The following is a 20,248-nucleotide window of genomic DNA, read 5'->3' on the forward strand; positions in this document are numbered from 1 at the left end:
TTTTTTAGACGAATTATAATAAAAAGATGATGTAAGCCAGTTAAACTTTCAAATCTACATGGATATGGATTGTTTGACTGGTTTATTAAGTAGTTAAATAGAGGTGAAAAAATTGCCTGGAGCATTGCACGGAATAAAAATTATTGATTTAACGAGAGTGTTAGCCGGACCCTTTTGTACTATGATTCTTGGGGATCTAGGGGCAGAGGTAATAAAAATAGAAAGTATTCATAATGGTGATGAGACAAGGGGATGGGGTCCACCTTTTGTTGAAGGTGAAAGTGCGTATTATTTATGTGCTAATCGAAATAAACAAGGTATTACGCTGAACCTAAAAAGTGACAAAGGAAAAGAAATCTTTAAAAAGCTTATTTCCGATGCGGATGTGGTAGTACAAAACTTTAAACCTGGAACTTTGGAAAGATTAGGGTTAGGTTACGAAGATTTAAAAAAGATAAAGGAAGACATTATCTTGGCATCTATCAGTGGATTTGGTAGTACAGGAGCTAATGCAAATCTACCTGGATACGACTATATCATCCAAGCAATGTCAGGATTAATGAGCATTACTGGAGAAAAGGAATCACAACCTACAAAAGTAGGTGTTGCCATATCAGACGTTTTAACAGGGTTATTTACTTGTATAGGTATTCTAGCTTCACTACAGCATAAACATGTGACTGGAAAGGGACAGGAAATTGATATTTCTTTATTCGATTCTCAACTAGCTTCTTTAGTAAATGTTGCTAGTAATTATTTATGCAGTGGTGTTGTTCCCGAACGCTTGGGCAATTATCACCCAAACATCGTTCCATATCAGGTTTTTTCCGCAAGTGATGGTGAAATCGTTATTGCAGTTGGAAATGATGAGCAGTTTAAGAGATTCGCTACACTTATTGAGGAACCAGTTTTATTAGAGGAGCCATTTAAGAAGAATTCAGGCAGATTACAATACAAAAAACAAATTGAAAGTTTAATAGCAAATAAAATAATACGTAAAAGTAAAAGTGAATGGAAAGTACTTTTAAATCATAATGGTATCCCAAACGGACCAATCAATCATGTTAATGAGGCTTTGCAGTCTGAACAAGCTAAATCTAGAAATATGATTATGGATGTTAATCATCCTTTAATAAAAGACTTAAAGCTTGTAGGGTCGCCATTAAAATTATCTAATACGCCAATTGAAATTTTGAGACATCCACCTTTGCATGGTGAACACACAAACGAAATAATGATAAAACTTGGTTATTCCCAATCAGAAATAGATGAAATGAAACAAAATCAATCAATTTGAGGAGGAATGTATAATGGATTTTTCATTATCTGAAGAACAAATTAGTGTTAAAAAGGTAGTAAGGGCTTTCGTAGACCGTGAAATTATTCCGTTTATAAAGGAATGGGATGAAAAAGGGCATTTTGAAACAAAAGTTTTAAAACAACTTGCAGAATTACAACTATTGGGAGTATGTATTCCTGAACAATATGGTGGAGTAGGAATGGATTATAATACTTTGGCGATAGTTTGTGAAGAATTAGAACGAGGCGATACTGCATTCAGAACAGCTGTTTCAGTACATACAGGTTTAAATAGCATGACATTATTACAATGGGGGAGTGAAGAACAAAAGAGAAAATACCTCGTTCCACAAGCTCAAGGTAAGAAAATTGGAGCATTTGGACTAACTGAACCAAATGCAGGATCAGATGTTGTGGCTATGTCTACAACTGCTGTAAAAGATGGGGATTATTATATTCTAAATGGATCTAAAACATGGATTTCGTTATGTGATGTTGCAGACCACTTTTTAATTTTTGCTAAAACTGATCATGACTTAAACCATAAAGGCATATCTTGCTTTATTGTAGAGAGGACATATGAAGGTGTTTCTACGAAAGCAATAAAAGGGAAAATGGGAATTAGAGCTGGAAATACAGGTGAAGTATTTTTAGATGATGTAAAAGTACCAGCGGAGAACCTTTTAGGCTTTGAGGGAGAAGGGTTTAAAATTGCTATGTCAGCACTTGATAATGGAAGATTCACAGTGGCAGCTGGAGCATGTGGTTTAATACAAGCATCACTTGAAGCGAGTATAAAATACTGTCATGAAAGAAAAACGTTTGGAAAAGAAATTGGAAATCATCAACTTGTACAACAAATGATTGCTAAAATGTCTTCGAATCTTGAAATCTCTCGTTTATTAGTTTATAAATCTGGATGGCTTAAAAATAACGGAAAACGTAACACAAAAGAGACTTCACTTGCAAAATGGATTTCATGTAATGCTGCAAATGAAGCAGCAAATGATGCGGTCCAAATTCATGGTGCATATGGATTTTCAAATGAATTTCCTGTTGAACGCTATTTAAGGAATTCAAAAGCTCCAGTAATCTATGAAGGAACAAGGGAAATTCATACAATTATGCAGGCTGAATATGATCTAGGTTATAGAGAAGATAAAATGTTAAGAAAGATGCTTCCTTCATGGCCATTTGAAGAGGCAAATGTAGAGACAGTTAATTCTTAAATTTTTATGTAGAAAAGGCAACTTACCAATCTTGGTAGGTTGCCTTTAAGTTTTTACTTTTCTCCTAAGTGTAAAGGTAGTGTGGTAGAACATTTAATTTCTCTTAAAGCTAAACTAGTTTGAATTCTAGTGATGCCAAGTTTATTTAGTTTTCGGATAAAGCTCTCCAACCCTTTTCGATCTTTATTGGCGACTTTTAATAAATAGTCATATTCTCCAGTTAATAAGTGACACTCCAATACCTCGGGCATCGCTTCTAATGTTTTCTCAAGTACTGCTAATTCATCTGCTTGATGGATATTTGTGTTAATAAAAATAAAACAAAGTAAATCAAAGCCTAGCTTTTCTTGGTTTAATATAGAGACTTGTCGTTTTATATAACCTTCACTTTCTAGTCTCTTTACCCTTGCATGTGTAGCGGGTGGAGACAAATTAACATACTTGGCTAGTTCAGTATTACTAGTTTGAGCTTCCGTTTGTAGCTTATCCAATATTTTTAAATCCACTTCGTCTAACACTTTACTTTGGAAAGTTTCCACCTTCATCAACTCCATTTCAATTATTCTGTCATCGACTCGAATTGCACATAGCAAACTAATTTTATTCAATAATATCATGTTTAAACTTTATTTTATTTTAAATTTTTATCGTTTTACAAAATATTTCATGTGTGATGATAAAATTATGTAAGGATTGTAGCTAAAAGCTTTAGATCAATTAGGTTATAGGAATTATAGATAAAGATCGAGTGGAGGAATGGCATGTGCCGATATTTTATATGCTTTTATTATTATTAACTAGTTTAATATGGGGAGGAAATTTTGTAGTTGGAAAAACGCTCGTTAGTCATGCTTCTCCAATAACTTTAACAACATTAAGGTGGGCAATTGCAATTTTGTTTCTTTTTCCATTGGTATTATGGAAAGAAAAGAAGTTTTTTCCTCCGCGTAAAGCCATTCTGCCATTAATTATAATGGGAATTACAGGTGTTGCACTGTTTAATCTTTTTCAATTTTGGGCTTTGGAGAATACTTCTGCGACAAATGTTGGGTTGATCTCAACTTTAAATGCAATCTCAATCGCCATTTTTTCATCCGTATTTTTAAAAGAGAGATTAAATGTATTACAACTATTTTCTATGCTTTTATCGTTTTTAGGAGTAGTACTTGTTCTGACAAAAGGAGATATGAATCTATTATTTTCAATGAAGTTTAATGTAGGCGATTTGTTTATGCTCATTGCCGTGTGTATTTGGGGATTATACTCAGTTTGCAGTAGATGGGCAACTAAGACCGTATCACCAATAATGGCTACTCTTTATTCAGGGGTATTTGGACTGATTCTTATTATTCCTTTTAATCTTACTGATTTTACAATTTCAAAAGTTGATACTGCATTTGTTGTATCCATTCTATATACAGGTGTGATCTCGACTGTCCTGTGCATGATTTTTTGGAATATTGGTGTTCAAAAAATAGGTGCAATCACAGCGGGTATTTTTTTAAACTTCAATCCAATTTTCACGGCCATTTTAGCGTTTTTCATATTAGGTGAAAAACTGTCCTGGATTCAGGTGATTGGGAGTGTTATCGTAATTATAGGATGTTATTTATTCACATACTTTAAAACTCATAGGATTTTAAAAAATAAAATTGTTTTAAAGGATGCAGTGTCATAAACAAAGATGAGTTATTTATGGTATTAGCTGATGAATGATTACTAGATTTTAAGGAAAAAACCGCAATTTTAAAGCCTAATGAAACTTTATAAATCTCAGCAAGAGTTATCCATAGAACAAGAGCAAAGTAAACAACAGTCAATCTTTGATTTGAAGATAAAAACGCTGATACGGTAATAGTAGAATAGTTCTCTAACTTACTGGTTATAAATGATTGTAGATTAAGGTATTAACGGTACAAAAGGTGATGTCATGATACATACTTACTTAAGTGAAACAATTAGTTTTGAGATCAATTTCAAAAAGCGTAAATCCATAGGAATTTATATAGATATTTATGGGAATGTTGAAGTTCGTGCGCCAAAAGGGACAACAGAAGAGAGTATAATTAATTTAATAGAAGAAAAGTGGGCATGGATTTTAGAAAGTTCAAAAGAGATGAGGGACCGTTTCGAAGGTCCTCAAAAGAAAGAATATGAGTACGGTGAAAAGTTTCTTTATTTAGGAAATAGCTATCCAATTCAAATTTTTCTAGACGAAACCGAAAGTCAAGACTACGTAAAGTTTGAAGACGGTACGTTACGAATATTTGTGAAGGAACTTGAAGATGAAAAAATTAAGCAAGCTCTGAAACGATTTTATTATCAGCAGTGTAAATCATTAGTAGAAAGTGGAATCAAGTTTTATCAGAGTAATTTTAAAGTAAAACCTACTGCTATTCGTATCACTGATAGTAAAAAAAATTGGGGAACATGTGATTCAAATCGCCAATTAACATTTAATTGGAGACTTGCAATGGCTCCACAAAAGGTGATTGAATATGTAATCGTTCATGAAATGTGCCATATGGTTCATATGAATCACGACAGATCTTTTTGGAGACTCGTGGGTAAAATAATACCGGACTATAAGGATCGTGAATATTGGCTAGCGATCTCAAATTGGAAAATGACTGTATAGCGTCTATTTACAAATAAATAGAAAAGTGAGATAATATAAAAAATTTCGAGGAGGGAAGTAAGTTTATGGAACCAACAAATTGCTAATATTAATTTATTTAAAAATTAATATGAATTTTATAATGAGTGAAAATTAACCTGACTATATAGGTTTATTTGTTATGCTCTTTATGGAATTAAGGCAATTTAGAAGGTAACTTACTTACTAAAATTGAGATTATAATTTTATTGGATATTTCTATTTAGAAATTTCTAATCAGGACGATTATATAAGCCTGGTCTATAGTATACGGCATCAGTATGTGATTTTTTACGCACGTGATATGCTGAAAATACTGTGGAAAATTATATTCAAATGAATTTTAAGACTGTAAGAAGACATCATCTTCTTATGGTCTTTTTTGCTTTGAAAATTAAATAGTAATGAAGTTCTTCTTTATCCTGTCCATGAAATGCGTAACAAGATTATGGATGAAAGAAGGAATTTTGTATGTTTGAATTAAAATTAAATGGAATCAAAAAATTTATGGACGCTACACTTGTTCTTGAAAATATAAGTTTTGAAGCCTATGAAGGAGATAAAATCGGAATCGTAGGGGTAAATGGAAGTGGTAAAAGTACAATTCTGAAATTAATCGCAGGAATTGAACCGATGCATTACTATCCTGGATACCCTCAAACTTCGAGTTACGGATATGATGAAGGGTTAATAAACATGTCTAGAGGCGCCACATGTGCTTACCTTGAACAAATGCCGGTTTATCCTCAAGGTTTAAAAGTAATTGATGTATTAAATTTAGCATTTGAGGAAATTGATTCAATTGAGTTACAAATGCGTGAATTGGAAGAAAAGATGAGGAATTTGGAAGACGTAGCTTTGGAAAAAGCATTAAAAAAATATAGTGACTTAGTTCTGCTATTTGAGGTTAAGGGAGGATACGATCGAGAAGAAAAATTAAGCAAGGTTTGCACCGGTCTGAAATTTGGTGAAAGCTTTTTAAATAAACATTTTGATTTATTAAGTGGTGGAGAAAAAACGACAGTAGTGCTTGGAAAGCTCTTAATGAATGTTCCTGATATTTTATTGCTCGATGAACCAACAAATCATTTGGATATGGATTCAATAGAATGGCTTGAGGGGTATTTAAAGAACTATAAAGGAATTGTACTGATCGTTTCGCATGATCGATATTTTCTTGATAATGTAGTCAATAAAATTGTAGAAGTCGAGGACATGGAAGCCATTTCCTATAAGGGGAATTATTCATCCTTCGTAACTCAAAAAGAGGAAAATATGAGGATTCAATTTGAGCATTTTAGAGAACAGCAAAAAAAGATTAACGCCATGGAAAAGACTGTAACTGATTTAAGAGACTGGGCCATGAGAGCTGATAATAACAAGTTCTTTAAAAGAGCTGCCAGTATCCAAAAGAAACTCGAAAAAATCGACAGAATAGATAAACCAGTGTTTGAAAAGAAAAATATGAAATTAGATTTTAAAGCAACAGAACGATCTGGAAAGGAGACAATTAAAGCAATAGGGTTATCAAAAAGCTATGAGGATAAAGTCATCTTTAAGGATACAAACTTAATGGTTCAATTTGGCGAAAGAGTTGGACTCATAGGATCAAATGGCTGTGGAAAAACGACATTTTTAAGAATGCTATTAGGTGAAGAGCAACCTGACACTGGAGTTGTGGAGTTAGGTGCGAATGTGAAGGTGGCATATTTACCACAAAAGATCGCATTTGAAAATGAAGATTTCACCGTACTTGAATGCTTTCGAGAAGATATTTCAATAGTCGAAGGAAAAGCACGAGAGTATCTATCAAAATTCATGTTCTTTAAGAAAAGTGTCTTCAAGAAAGTAAAGAATTTATCTGGCGGTGAAAGAATTAGGTTAAAGCTTGCAATGCTGCTTTTTCAGGATATAAATCTATTAATACTTGATGAACCTACCAATCACCTGGACATAGATTCAATCGAAACATTTGAAGAAGCACTTGATGATTTTAAAGGAACAATATTTTTTATTTCACATGATCGCTATTTTATAAACAAAGTTAGTGACCGAGTGATCGCTGTTGAGAACAAAGCTTTTAAAAGCTATCTTGGAAACTACGATGATTATAGAAATGAAAAAGAACAATTAATACAGCAGGTACAAGAGACAAAAGAGTCACTAAAAAATAATGAAAAAAACAAGAAGCCCACTAATCACCATAAACCAATTAAAAATGAAGTAGTCGAGGCCAAAACTTTAGCTAAAATTGAAAGCCTTGAAACGAAAATTAAAGAATTAGATTTAGCTATGCTAGCGGAGCAAATGGATTATGATGAGCTTAATAAGCTTTTTTGTAAAAGACAGGATTTAAATAATGAACTAGATTTAATTATGGATTTATGGTTGAATAGTCAAGTTAATGAAAGTTGAAAGAACCCTAGAACCTTGATATAGTCAAAATGAAAAGCTTAGAGGAAGGTCCTCTAGGCTTTGATTTTGATTCTAGTATCACATGATCGAGTGTTCATTGATCGAGTAGCAGATCATGTTTATGTAATTGAGCATCAATCATTAAAATATAGCAATTAATCTTAAAGAAGCAGGGAAATATTCTTTGCGTCTTTTGGAAAAATGTATCATAAAAAAAGTATTAATATTATTAAACCTATTGAAATGAACCGATACTAAAAGGGATTAATAAAATAAGAGGTTTTAGGGGATAGGAGGAAAAATTTATGTTAATCGATTGGGATAGTTTCAACTATCTACCGGTAATTATTGGTGGAATTGCATATATGATGTATGGTGGAATTTATTATTCAGTAGTGTTATCAAATAAGAAGAAGAGCAATCAGAAGGATATTTTAGCAAATCAAAGCATTGGTTCATTTAAATATATTTACTCTGTTATCATTGCATTTATCATTTCGTTTTTTTTATCAATTTTGATTCAATCAACTGGTTCTGAAAATGTATTAGTTGGATTAGGTATCGGATTTGTTGTCGGTTTAATAATTACGTTAGTATATGTTAAAAATTCTCTATTTGGATTGATGTCTAAAAAATCATTATCGGTGGCAATTGGAGATCATCTAGTTATTTTTACACTACTAGGTTTGATTCAAGGATTTTTTATGTAGTAAGAATAATTTTAGTGATTCCTCAAGAAGTGTTTCAAATTGAAGCACTTTTTTTTTTTAAGTACATTAGATTATTTATTCCAAGAAAAAATTAAAAATTTATTGATGAATTCGTATTCATAAGAGCTTGGAATGTGTTATATTGATACGTATAATAAATTTCCTTTCAGAAATTTTCTGTCCAAATTTAACATTGAATAAGCGAGAGAGCATCATTCTGGTGATCTCTTTTTTCTGTAATTATTCGTTATATAGAAAGAAGTGGAGAAGTTGAAAAAGCAACATATTTATCTCATCCTATTTTGTATTATGGTAGTATGGGGATTAAATGTTATTGCCACAAAGATTTTAGTGGCAAATTTTATGCCAGTTACGATGACAGCATTTCGTGTTTTTACAGCTGGAATCAGTGTGTTTATTATTCTTTTTTTAGTCAAAAAAGTTCGTAAACTTACAAAAAGGGAGTTTAAATACGTCTTTTTTGCAATGTTGCTTAATGTAGTTGCTCATCATTACTTTTTATCGATTGGGCTATCTCAAACATCAGCTTCTAACGGAGGGCTTATTCTTGGAATGGGTCCACTTTTAACAGCGTTATTATCTGTTTTCTTTTTGGGAAGTGTAATGACTTTCGTTAGGATTTTAGGTGTGCTTTTTGGATTTGCTGGTGTTGCATTTATTGTTTTGCAAAGCGGTGGAGGCTTCCATGGTGTATCTCATGGAGATTTCTATGTTTTCCTAGCAATTTTGGCTCAAGCTGCAAGCTTTGTTTTAATTAAAAAGGTTTCAAGTACATTGGACCCGCGCTTAATGACAGGCTATATGCTTGTGATGGGATCGATTATCTTATTTGGAATCAGTCAAATTGTTGAACCGAATGGAATGGCAAGCATGCTCCATCATTCATCTGGAATATGGGCAGTTTTCTTTTCATCTGCAATTATCGCAACTGCGATTGGACATATGCTTTATAACTATGCACTTGGTGAAGTTGGAACAACTGAAGCATCTGTCTTTATAAACTTAAATCCGTTCTTTACTTTAATTGGTGCAGCGCTCTTTTTAGGTGAGAAAATTGTGTTAACACAAGTCATTGGATTTGTCTTAATTTTAGTTGGCGTTGTGTTTGGTTCAGGAGCTTTCGAAGAAATTTCGCGAAAAATGAAAAGAGATCAAGAGATGCATGTATAAATGGATATATAATAAATTAGTAAAAGAGAAATCATTTAATGATTTCTCTTTTTTTGTTTTTTAATCGTTGTTACTTATTGTTTTTATTGAATTAAGTTAATGGGATAAAAAATTATTTTTAATTTGTCCTAATATTTTGAAAAGTGAATATATATTTATTGAGATTAATTTCTAAACAGAGAGGGGTCATTTAAACCTAGTTATTTTACTAGGAATAGAAAGAGAATGACAATTTGGCTACTTTTTGAAAGCGTTTTCTAATGCGCAGAAAAGGGGGGATTGAATGAACATATTATTATGTTGTGCAGCTGGGATGTCAACGAGTTTGTTGGTTACCAAAATGGAGGCTGCTGCTAAATTAGAAGGAATTGAAGCTAAGATTTGGGCGGTTAGTGCAAATGAAGTGAAAAATCACCTTGATGATGCGGATGTCCTACTAGTAGGGCCACAAGTTCGTTACCTACTTCCTCAATTAAAAAAGACCGGTGAGGAAAAAGGAATTCCAGTAGATGCCATTAATCCCGTTCATTATGGGATGTGTAATGGTGCGGAGGTTTTAAAATTTGCAAAGAATTTAATAGGTTCATAATTCAATATAGGGGTGATTAGTGTGGCCAAATTTACGCAAATGTTAGAAGAGAAGGTAATGCCAGTTGCTGGCAAAATTGCGGGTCAAAAACACTTACAAGCTTTACGTGATGGACTAATTTTAACGATGCCTCTCATTATTGTTGGATCTATTTTCTTAATTTTAGGCTTTATTCCAATAGATAGTTATCCACAATTTATGGCAGATACATTCGGTGCTGACTGGTTAACGAAGCTACTTTATCCAGTAAATGCTACGTTCGATATTATGGCCCTCATTGCAGGATTCGGGATCGCTTATCGACTCGCAGAACATTATAAGGTGGATCCGTTAAATGCGGGTGCAGTTTCAGTTGCAGCTTTCATTCTTTCTACTCCATATTTTACAATGTTTACGCCAGAAGGAGCAGATGCTGCTATTCATGTTGGTGGCGTATTACCGATGGCCTTTTTAGGTAGTAAAGGATTGTTCGTTGCTATTATTATTGCCTTATTTTCTACTGAAATTTATCGCTGGGTTATCCAAAAAAATATTGTAATTAAAATGCCAGATGGTGTACCACCAAGTGTAAGTAAATCATTTGTGGCGTTATTCCCAGCATTTTTAGTCATCCTTGTCGTATGGGTTATTCGATTACTGATTGAAAAAACTTCATTCGAAACTTTACACAATGTCGTTGGAAAGCTTTTACAAGAGCCGTTAGGTGCTCTAGGTGGAACTTTAGTTGGTGGATTAATTGCTGTTCTGTTAATTCAACTTTTATGGTCAACGGGCTTACACGGTGCAAGTATCGTTGGTGGTGTAATGGGTCCAATTTGGTTAGCAGCAACTGATGCAAACCGTTTAGCTCTTCAAGCTGGTAAAGAAATGCCAGAAGTTATTACACAACAGTTTATTGATATCTTTATTTATATGGGTGGATCTGGCGCGACATTTGCATTTGCCATCATGATGTTACTATTTGCTCGAAGCCAGCATGCTAAGCAATTAGGTAGACTATCGATTGGGCCGGGTATCTTCAACATTAATGAACCGATTACCTTTGGTGCTCCTGTTGTAATGAATCCACTGTTATTAATGCCATTTATCTTAGCGCCATTGGCATTAGTAGTTACCACTTATATCGGTATGACTACAGGCTTTGCTCCAAAAACTTCAGGAATTGCTATCCCATGGACTACTCCTCCTATTATTGGTGGATACCTTGCGACTGGTGGTAACTGGAGAGGTGCTGCAATGCAATTAATTAACCTTGCTGTATCATTTGCAATTTACTACCCATTCTTTAAAATGTGGGATAAACAAAACTTTGAAGCAGAAAAATCAGCAGCTAACTAAGAATAAAATACAGGAGCTTGCCCTATGGCAAGCTCTCGGTGTGTAAACAAAATAAAATTTTTAGACTGAATGAAATTGCTTGTCTTACGAGTCGTGAAGATAGATGAGGGCGGCAACATGCAAGCTTAGAAGGCGAGCGTTTTTCGACGGTCTGGGAGAGTGCCCTATGGCATGTTGACATTATGAATCTTTTAATCTAATAGAAGGCGGGAATTCAGGTGACAAAAGAAGAATTGTACAACCTTTCCTTTCAATTAATACTGCATAGTGGTAATGCTAGAAGCTTTGCAATGGAAGCAATTTATGATGCAAAGGATTTACATTTCGAATTGGCGCAGGAAAAGCTTTCAGAGGCTGATCGAGAATTTAGTCAAGCACATCATTTTCAGACCCAGCTTATTCAAGCTGAAGCTGGAGGAGAGGATTTCGACATTCCAATTATTTTAATCCATGCACAAGATCATTTAATGACAGCAATGACGTTAAAAGATTTAGCAAGAGAAATAGTGGATCTTCGTAAGGATATGAATAGTCAATCATAAGGAGGTTACATAATGAGTAAATCAATTAAAATCACGACGATTGGTGGAGGATCCAGTTATACACCAGAGCTTGTAGAAGGTTTTATCAAACGATATGATGAACTACCATTACGTGAGCTTTGGCTTGTTGATGTTGAGGAAGGAAGAGAAAAGCTAGAAATTGTAGGTGATTTGGCTAAACGTATGTTTCAAAAAGCGGGGCTACCGGTGGAAGTGCATTTAACGTTAGATCGAAGAGCCGCATTAAAAGATGCTGACTTTGTAACAACTCAATTCCGTGTTGGTTTACTTGAAGCAAGAGCAAAAGACGAAAGAATTCCTTTGAAGTATGGGGTTCTTGGTCAAGAAACAAATGGTCCAGGAGGTTTATTTAAAGGTCTTCGGACGATTCCAGTTATTTTAGATATCGTAAAGGATATGAAAGAGCTTTGTCCAGAAGCATGGCTTGTTAACTTTACAAATCCTGCTGGCATGGTGACTGAAGCTGTCCTGCGTTATACAGATCACCATAAAGTAGTTGGATTATGTAATGTTCCAATTGGTATGGAAATGGGAATTGCTAAGCTTTTAAACGTAGAACATTCACGAGTTCGTATTGACTTTGCGGGTTTAAATCATATGGTTTATGGATTAGATGTATATGTAGATGGAGTGAGTGTAAAAGACAAAGTAATCGATTATTTAACTCATCCTGAAAATTCAAGCTTTGTTAAAAATATTCAAGGATATGGTTGGGAGCCAGAATTTATTAGTGCATTAGGTGTTCTACCATGTCCATACCATAATTATTATTATAAAACGCGAGAAATGGTTGCAAAAGACCTTAAGAGTGCTGAAACTGATGGCACACGTGCTGAAGTCGTTAAGAAACTGGAAGATGATTTATTTGAACTTTACAAGGATCCGAATCTTTCAATTAAGCCACCGCAGCTTGAAAAACGTGGAGGAGCTTATTATAGCGATGCAGCTGTGAGATTGATTTCTTCCATTTATAATGATAAAGGTGATATTCAGCCAGTTAATACCAAAAATAATGGTTCGATTGCGAGTATTCCAAATGATTCTGCAGTGGAAGTTAGCTGTGTCATAACGAAGGATGGACCAAAACCAATTGTGATGGGAGATTTACCTGTTGCTGTGCGTGGACTTGTTCAACAAATTAAATCGTTCGAAAGAGTTGCTTGTGAAGCAGCCATTGAAGGGGATTACAATAAGGCTGTCCTTGCGTTAACAATCAACCCACTTGTAGCTTCGGATAAAGTTGCAAAACAAATTGTTGATGAGATGTTGGAAGCGCATAAGGCACATTTACCTCAATTTTTTAATGAGGTGAAAACGCGATGATTAAATTAATTGTAAATGCTGATGACTTTGGTTATTCAAAGGGTATTAATTATGGGATTATAGAGGCTCATAGAAATGGAATCGTAAACTCTACGACGATGATGATGAATATGCCTGGTGTAAGTCATGCCGTGGATTTAGCGAAAGAGAATCCTGATCTAAAAGTTGGAATTCATCTAGTTCTCACTTGTGGAAAACCACTATTAACAGATGTACCGACTCTTGTTGATCAGGGCGGATTCTTTAAAAAAAATCGAGATATTCTTGAATCAAATATATCACTTGAAGAACTTGAAAGAGAATGGACAGCACAGGTTGAAAAATTTTTAGAAACCGGACTGACATTAACGCATATCGATAGTCATCACCATGTTCATACTGTACCTAGGTTTTTACCTGTAGTTCAAAAACTATCAAAAAAGTATAACTTAAGTGTACGACGGGTTTCAGATCTTGCACTTGAAGGTGTACCACCATATAGTGATGTATTTCTTCATGAATTCTATGGTGAAGGTGCGACTTATGACTATTTCGAAAAGATAGTATCGCATGTCCAAGATGGGCAGACTGTCGAAGTTATGTGTCATCCAGGATATCTTGATCATGAGGTATTAAATAACTCTTCATATGCAAAAGATAGGGTTACAGAGGTGGAAATCCTAACTTCTATTAGACTCCCAAACCAATTTGTTTTAGCGTAATCTACAAAAATATGAAAAGTATAGATAAATATAGACAATAGCAAAAGAGGCATATACACATGTTTCTTTTGCTTTTTTTATTAGGTTGCATATGAAAAAAATAAAACCAGCCCTTTTAAAAGAACTGGTTTTTGTGACGTTAGACTGTAGCTGATTTATTAGTTTCTTTATTGTTACGTTGTTTTTTTGATTTTCTAAAATGTAATAATTCATATACTACTGGAATGACAATTAACGTTAATAGAGTTGAGACTGTTAACCCACCAACAACTACTACTGCTAAACTTTGAGATACGAGACTGCCAGTTTCTGCTTTTTTAAATAATAGTGGAAGCATCGCACACACAGTTGCGACTGCAGTCATTACGATTGGTTTCATACGTGTAATCGCCGCATCTATGATTGCTTCTCTTAAAATCATGTGTTTTTCTTTTTGTTTTACGCGATCTAATAATACAATCGCATTTGTAACAACAATACCGATTAGCATTAGTGCACCTAAAAGGGCTGTTGGTTCTACTGCAATTCGGCTAATAACTAGACCAAGAACAGCGCCAATAGCAGCTAGTGGTAATGAGCACATAATTGCAATAGGGGCACGGAATGTTTTAAATGTAATAATCATAATTAGGAAGACTAATCCAATTGAAACAAGCATGATCATATATAAATCAGAGAAGTCTTCTGATTGCTGAGCAAGTGCTCCTCCAATATAAATGTTCACATCATCTGGAATATCCATTCCTTTTACTTTCTTATCTCCAAAAATAACTTTGTTTATATTTAGATTAATTTCTGATAGTTTATTAGGCTTCACTTCAGCGGTTACACTTAAATAAGTATCGCCATCTTTGTGAAATAAATTAGTAGGTTTTTCTTCTTCTTTTAATGTAGCAATCGATGAAACTGGAACCATACCTGTTTTCGTCATTACTGGAATATTATTGATATCGTTCTTTGATTTTGGTTCTAAAATCGGTTCAAGATATACACTCGTCAATTTATCATTAATCGAAACTGTTCCTAGTGGTGTTCGATTTAGCATAGCAAATAGTTGCCCAGATAATTGCTCGACATTACCTTTAGTAGGATCGACGTCTAATGAATAGACAGTCTTTTTGTCTTCTTGATTTGTTGTTACTTTCTCAACACCATTTATATCTACTAGTTTCGTTTTTATTTCACTTGCTGTTTTTTCTAGAGCGTTTAGATCGTTTCCAACAATATCAATTGTAACTTGTGTTTTAGCACCGCCAAACATAGTCGTTGCTGCGGCAAGTAACTCTGCATCAGAATATCCATTCTTTTGAGCATTGATTTTTTTTACAATCTGATCCGTGTCCTTTTTATCTTTTAAAGTAATATAGTAAATTGCTTGGGTAGGAGAGCGTACATCTCCATATTTTGCAGCATCTTCATTACTACCTAATTGTGTGAAAACGCCTTTTACTTCTTTTTGGTCTAAGATGAATTTCTCTAATTTAAGCGTATTTTCTTTTACAGATTCGACTGGTGTATCACTAGGATAAGTTAGTGTTGTTTGTACAAAGTCTGCAGAAGAGTTATCTGTAGCACCTTTAGGCATAACAAAATAAGTACCGATAGATCCTACGAATAATAGTAATGAGACTACGATTACGACCCATTTATGATTTAAAGACCAAGTAAGTAATTTTTTATATCGAACTGATGGCTTATGTTCAGGTAATTTAGCATTTTTAAGAAAGAATGCACCTAATACTGGAACAACAGTCAGTGCAACAAGTAATGAAGCTAATAATGAGTAAGTAATTGTTAAGGCGAATGGCAGTACAAAATCTTCTAGACCAGTGCTGATGATTCCAATTGGTAAAAATACTGCAACAGTCGTTAAAGTAGATGCTGTGATCGCGATTCCAACTTCTTTCGTAGCATCTATGATCATGTCTACTGAAAAACTTTCCTTTTGCATTCTTCTAAAAATATTTTCAATAACAACGATACTATCATCAACTAGTCGGCCAACTGCTACGGCTACACCGCCTAATGTTAATACATTTAATGTGATTCCAGATTGTGAAAGTAAAAATAATGTTAAACATAGTGAAAGCGGAATAGACACAATTGTAATCAGTGTGGAACGAATATTTCTTAAGAAAATCATGATGACGATCGTTGCAAACAATGCACCTAGTAATACTTCTTTAATCATTGCATGTACTGATGTTTTTACCATATCTGCAGTTGCAATCATTACTGAAGAATGTAAGTTATCATATTTCTTATTTAATTCTTTTGTTGCTTCTCTTACTTCCTTCGTAATACTTACCGCGTTTGAATGGCTATCTTTTGTAACAATTAGCAATAACCCGTCCTGACCATCGACTCTTGTAATATTCTGTTCAGGCTTTTTTATTTCTACATTGGCGATTTCACTTAATTTTACATTCTCACCAACTGAAAGATTTTTTAACTTGTCGAGTTGATCAATTTTTCCAACAACGTTTATATTACTAGTTTTTTCATTTATGATTTTTTCTCCAACTGATATCGTTGAATTTTGTCCACGAAGAATACCCATAACATTTTCTAAAGATACTTTCTTCTGTGCCATTTTAGCATTATCAATTTTTACAGAAACAAATGATTTTTCTGTTCCGTAAGTTTGAACATTTGCTACACCTTTAATGTCTTTAAATAATGGGATTAATTTTTTATTTGCAAAATCGATATTATTTGGAGTTAATCCATCGTCAAACGTTACAGAGACGTCAGCGATCGGAATCATTGAAGTATTTAGTTGAACGATAGTCGGTTTACTTACAGCTTGAGGTAAATTAATGTTACTTAATGATTCTTGAACTTCTTGTTTTGCATCTTTCATGATTGTACCTGATTCAAAATACAAATCAATTTTCGAAAAACCGTTACTAGTACTTGAGTAAATATGTTTCTTACCTTTTACTCCAGTCACTGCGTTCTCAATCGGAGTCGTTACCTGTTCTTCCATTGTTTTAGAATCAGTACCTTGCCCCATTACAATGACTGACACAACTGGTTGGTCTGCAGCTGGTAAAAATTCCATTGGAAGTTTGGTATAGCTTAAGATACCAACTAATAAAATGAGAACTGATAAAAAAGTTATGGCCGCTTTATTGTTAAAGGCCCATTTTGTAAACCAAGACATGAAAAACATCCCCCTTTTTTGGTAAAAATAACCAGTAGCACAAAGTGAATCGTAACACAGTAAAATTAAAAACAAAATAGACTTCAGTCTGAATTTACAAAATATTTACGGGCAAAAATCGACATCGACATAAATATTGTTACTCGGGAATATGATAAAACACTCCAATACATTAACAAAACTATGGACTTCTATTAATTTATGAAAAGCAAAAAAATCTCCTTTATAGTGTCTAACTATAAAGGAGTTTTTTTATTGATGACCATCATACTGTGCTGCTTGTAAAAGTAAATCAACTATATGAACGACTTCAGTTCTATGGGCCTGTTGTTCTCTTTCAACTCCAAGTTTCATTTGCAGTAAGCAACCCGGATTTGCTGTAACGATTGTAGTTGCTTGAGAATGTTTCACTTGTTCCATCTTATAGTCTAGAATCTGCATGGACATTTCGGATTCAACAATATTATATATACCAGCTGATCCACAGCAACGGTCTGCATCCTTCATCTCATGATATATAATGTTTTCAATCGATTGTAATAGAATTCGTGGAGCGGAAGCGGTTTTCATCACATTTCTTAAGTGACAAGAATCTTGGTAAGTAATAATTTGAGTAGGTAACTTTAATTTTACTTTTTTATGAAACTCTACTTCTACTAAAATTTGAGATATATCTTTTAATTTATTTTTAAATGATTGTGCGCGGTCCTTCCACATCGGATCATCTTTAAGAAGGTGATCATAATCAATAAGAAATCCACCACAACCACCTGCATTTGTAATGATATAGTCTACTTCAAGATTTTCAAATGCTGCAATATTTTTTTTAGCCATTTCCTTTGCAATGTCTTTTTCACCACTATGTCCATGTAACGCACCACAGCATGCTTGATCATTTGGAATGACAATCTCACAGCCTGCTAACTGTAAAAGCTTCATAGTAGCATTATTTGTTTCCAAGAACATTGTATCCATTAAACAACCTGAGAAAAATGCTACTCTACTTATTTTAGATTGCATAGGTGGTAAATAATTAGGGCGTGATTTCATTTGTTTCATTGAAGGAACAGTTGGTAATACTTTCTCCATTGCTGATAAATTAGTAGGGATTAGCTTCATAACACCTGATTTTCTAGCAATTTTTTGTAAGCCTGTTCGCTGATATAAACCAAGAAGTCCAACTGCTAATCTCATCCGATTTTGGTGAGGAAATAAATTTTTAAAAACAAACTTACGAACAACTCGAGTAGGAAGTGAGTGTTGTTTGTGTTGTGCAATAATATCTCTTGCTTCTTCTAGTAGATGACCGTATTTTACGCCAGACGGACAAACAGGCTCACAAGCACGACAACCAAGGCAAAGTTCTAGTGTACGTTCAACATCTTCATCGGGTTCGATTAAGCCGTCTGTTACTGCCTTCATTAGTGCAATACGACCTCTAGGAGAATGTGATTCTTTTTGTCCTGATTCAATATAAGTTGGACAGCTAGGTAAACAAAATCCACATCTCATACAGTTTAATAACTCATCTTCGTTCATTCTTGCTTTAAATTGTTCTTGAAGTTTTTGCTGTTCTTGTAGTGTTGTCATTTTGACACCACCATTCGTTTTCTAGCATCTTTTGCAAATACTTTTCCGGGATTCATAATGTTATGAGGATCTAATGCTGTTTTAACAGCTAGCATAGCATGAATACCTTCTTTTCCTAATTTCAATTCGAGATAAGGTGCTTTGACGATTCCAACGCCATGCTCTCCAGTAATGGTTCCACCTAATTCAATTGCTTTTTCAAAGATCTCGGCAAATGCCATTTCAACCCTTTCCATTTCTTCATGGTCCCTGGCATCAGTTGGGCAAGTAGGATGTAGATTTCCGTCACCAGCATGGCCAAATGTACAAATTTTAACACGATACTTTTGTGCGATTTTATTTATTGCTTGAACCATATCTGCTATTTTTGATCGAGGTACTGTAGCATCCTCTAATATAGTTGTAGGTCTTAATTGAGCAAGTGCCGAAAGCGCTGAGCGTCGAGCTGTTCTTAAGGCAATTGCTTCAGCTTCGGTTTTTGCTACACTCACTGAAATGCATTTTTCTTTTTCACAAACGTTCTTTATCAATTCTATGTCTCTATTCACAACTTCTTCTGGACCATCTTGTTCAATTAATAACACTGCTTTTACGTCAGTTGGTAAACCGATTTGAGCAAAATTTTCTACAACCTCTAAAGTCGGTTGGTCCATAAATTCTAGTGAGGTAGGAATAATTTTGTTAGCAATAATTTTTGAGACTGTTCTAGCAGCATCTTCTAAACTGTCGTAAAGAGCTAGCATTGTTTTTTTCGACTCAGGCATAGGTATTAATTTTAAAGTAGCTTCAGTAATAATTCCAAGTGTTCCTTCAGATCCTACGAATAAACGAGTAAAATCATAACCAGCTACATCTTTAGCGAGTTTTCCACCAGTTCTGATGATATCTCCATTGGCTAAAACAATTTCAAGCGCAATGACGTAATCTCTTGTTACACCGTACTTTAAACCACGTAGCCCACCTGAATTCTCATTAATATTTCCACCGATTGTAGAAATTTTCATTGAGCTTGGATCTGGTGGATAAAACAATCCTTTTTCTTCTATTGTATTGATCATATCAAGCGTAATTACGCCCGGTTGAACGGTAATCGTTAAATTCTCTTCATCGATTTCAAGTATCTTATTTAAATGCTTAAATAGTAGAACGATTCCACCATTGGTGGGACATGTGCCACCACAAAGATTCGTACCAGAACCTCTTGGAACAATTGGAATTTTGTTTTCGTTACAGATTTTAATAATTTCGGATACCTCTTTTGTCGAACGAGGACTGATGATTGCATCTGGCAACGATTGAAGATTTGGTGTTGCGTCGTAGGAATAAACAAGTCTCTCCATTTTAGAATCATCAAAGTTTGCTTCACCTACAATTGCAATTAACCTTTGGGCAATTTCTTTAGACACCATTAATATTCCCTCCCTATTATCTTATCTAAAGTATAAATAGAAATAGGTCGTATTTACTATGGAGAATTC

General features: G+C 34.2%; 16 protein-coding genes. 12 read left to right on the top strand and 4 right to left on the bottom strand.

Translation table 11 applies throughout. The features are described from left to right. Window positions 1–112: 112 nt before the first annotated feature. A complete protein-coding gene (locus V7056_RS09580) occupies window positions 113–1,297 on the top strand; it encodes a CaiB/BaiF CoA transferase family protein (protein WP_499701394.1) in 1,185 nt (394 codons plus the stop codon). Between the two features lie 13 nt (window positions 1,298–1,310). Next, on the top strand, window positions 1,311–2,528 hold the full coding sequence (locus V7056_RS09585; RefSeq protein WP_499701396.1) for an acyl-CoA dehydrogenase family protein: 1,218 nt from the start codon (window positions 1,311–1,313) through the stop codon (window positions 2,526–2,528). A gap of 53 nt (window positions 2,529–2,581) precedes the next feature. On the opposite strand, the gene V7056_RS09590 is transcribed toward V7056_RS09585, so the two are convergent. Next, window positions 2,582–3,067, bottom strand: a complete 486-nt coding sequence (locus tag V7056_RS09590) for an Lrp/AsnC family transcriptional regulator (protein WP_499701398.1) — start codon at window positions 3,065–3,067, stop codon at window positions 2,582–2,584. A gap of 224 nt (window positions 3,068–3,291) precedes the next feature. Between V7056_RS09590 and V7056_RS09595 the strand changes: the two genes are divergently transcribed. The 10 genes from V7056_RS09595 (at window position 3,292) to chbG (ending at window position 14,014) form a co-directional block, all read left to right on the top strand. Further along, window positions 3,292–4,206, top strand: a complete 915-nt coding sequence (locus V7056_RS09595; protein ID WP_499701400.1) for a DMT family transporter — start codon at window positions 3,292–3,294, stop codon at window positions 4,204–4,206. 252 nt (window positions 4,207–4,458) lie between these two features. Further along, window positions 4,459–5,166, top strand: coding sequence for a M48 family metallopeptidase (locus tag V7056_RS09600; RefSeq protein ID WP_499701401.1), 708 nt, complete (start codon window positions 4,459–4,461; stop codon window positions 5,164–5,166). Between the two features lie 489 nt (window positions 5,167–5,655). Then, the gene (gene abc-f / locus V7056_RS09605) at window positions 5,656–7,599 is read left to right on the top strand and encodes a ribosomal protection-like ABC-F family protein (protein WP_499701402.1); all 1,944 of its coding nucleotides are present in this window, start codon (window positions 5,656–5,658) and stop codon (window positions 7,597–7,599) included. A gap of 305 nt (window positions 7,600–7,904) precedes the next feature. After that, the gene (locus V7056_RS09610; protein ID WP_499701404.1) at window positions 7,905–8,309 is read left to right on the top strand and encodes a DUF1761 domain-containing protein; all 405 of its coding nucleotides are present in this window, start codon (window positions 7,905–7,907) and stop codon (window positions 8,307–8,309) included. Window positions 8,310–8,570: 261 nt separating this feature from the next. Further along, the gene (locus tag V7056_RS09615) at window positions 8,571–9,500 is read left to right on the top strand and encodes a DMT family transporter (RefSeq protein ID WP_499701406.1); all 930 of its coding nucleotides are present in this window, start codon (window positions 8,571–8,573) and stop codon (window positions 9,498–9,500) included. A gap of 283 nt (window positions 9,501–9,783) precedes the next feature. Beyond that, the gene (locus tag V7056_RS09620) at window positions 9,784–10,089 is read left to right on the top strand and encodes a PTS sugar transporter subunit IIB (RefSeq protein WP_192603882.1); all 306 of its coding nucleotides are present in this window, start codon (window positions 9,784–9,786) and stop codon (window positions 10,087–10,089) included. Between the two features lie 21 nt (window positions 10,090–10,110). Next, a complete protein-coding gene (celB, locus tag V7056_RS09625) occupies window positions 10,111–11,427 on the top strand; it encodes a PTS cellobiose transporter subunit IIC (RefSeq protein WP_499701408.1) in 1,317 nt (438 codons plus the stop codon). A 218-nt stretch (window positions 11,428–11,645) separates the two neighbouring features. Further along, entirely contained in the window at window positions 11,646–11,969 is a 324-nt protein-coding gene (locus V7056_RS09630; protein WP_499701410.1) for a PTS sugar transporter subunit IIA, read from the top strand. A gap of 12 nt (window positions 11,970–11,981) precedes the next feature. Further along, window positions 11,982–13,313: a 6-phospho-beta-glucosidase gene (locus V7056_RS09635; protein ID WP_499701412.1), complete on the top strand. Its 1,332-nt coding sequence runs from the start codon at window positions 11,982–11,984 to the stop codon at window positions 13,311–13,313. Then, window positions 13,310–14,014 carry a chitin disaccharide deacetylase gene (gene chbG / locus V7056_RS09640; protein ID WP_499701414.1) on the top strand — a complete coding sequence of 235 codons (705 nt, stop codon included), beginning with the start codon at window positions 13,310–13,312 and terminating at the stop codon, window positions 14,012–14,014. The genes V7056_RS09635 and chbG overlap by 4 nt, the downstream gene beginning before the upstream one ends. Window positions 14,015–14,153: 139 nt before the next feature. Here the strand turns inward: chbG and V7056_RS09645 are convergent, their stop codons facing one another. The 3 genes from V7056_RS09645 to glcD form a co-directional block, all read right to left on the bottom strand. Beyond that, the gene (locus V7056_RS09645; RefSeq protein WP_499701416.1) at window positions 14,154–17,180 is read right to left on the bottom strand and encodes an efflux RND transporter permease subunit; all 3,027 of its coding nucleotides are present in this window, start codon (window positions 17,178–17,180) and stop codon (window positions 14,154–14,156) included. Between the two features lie 252 nt (window positions 17,181–17,432). After that, a complete protein-coding gene (locus V7056_RS09650; RefSeq protein WP_499701418.1) occupies window positions 17,433–18,770 on the bottom strand; it encodes a (Fe-S)-binding protein in 1,338 nt (445 codons plus the stop codon). Continuing rightward, window positions 18,767–20,179 (bottom strand): glycolate oxidase subunit GlcD, encoded by a 1,413-nt coding sequence (glcD, locus tag V7056_RS09655; protein WP_499701420.1) that lies wholly within the window; start codon window positions 20,177–20,179, stop codon window positions 18,767–18,769. Before glcD ends, V7056_RS09650 begins: the two co-directional genes overlap by 4 nt. Window positions 20,180–20,248: the final 69 nt, after the last annotated feature.

Source organism: Bacillus sp. JJ664, assembly GCF_036962205.1.
Classification (GTDB): Bacteria; Bacillota; Bacilli; order Bacillales; family Bacillaceae_G; genus Gottfriedia.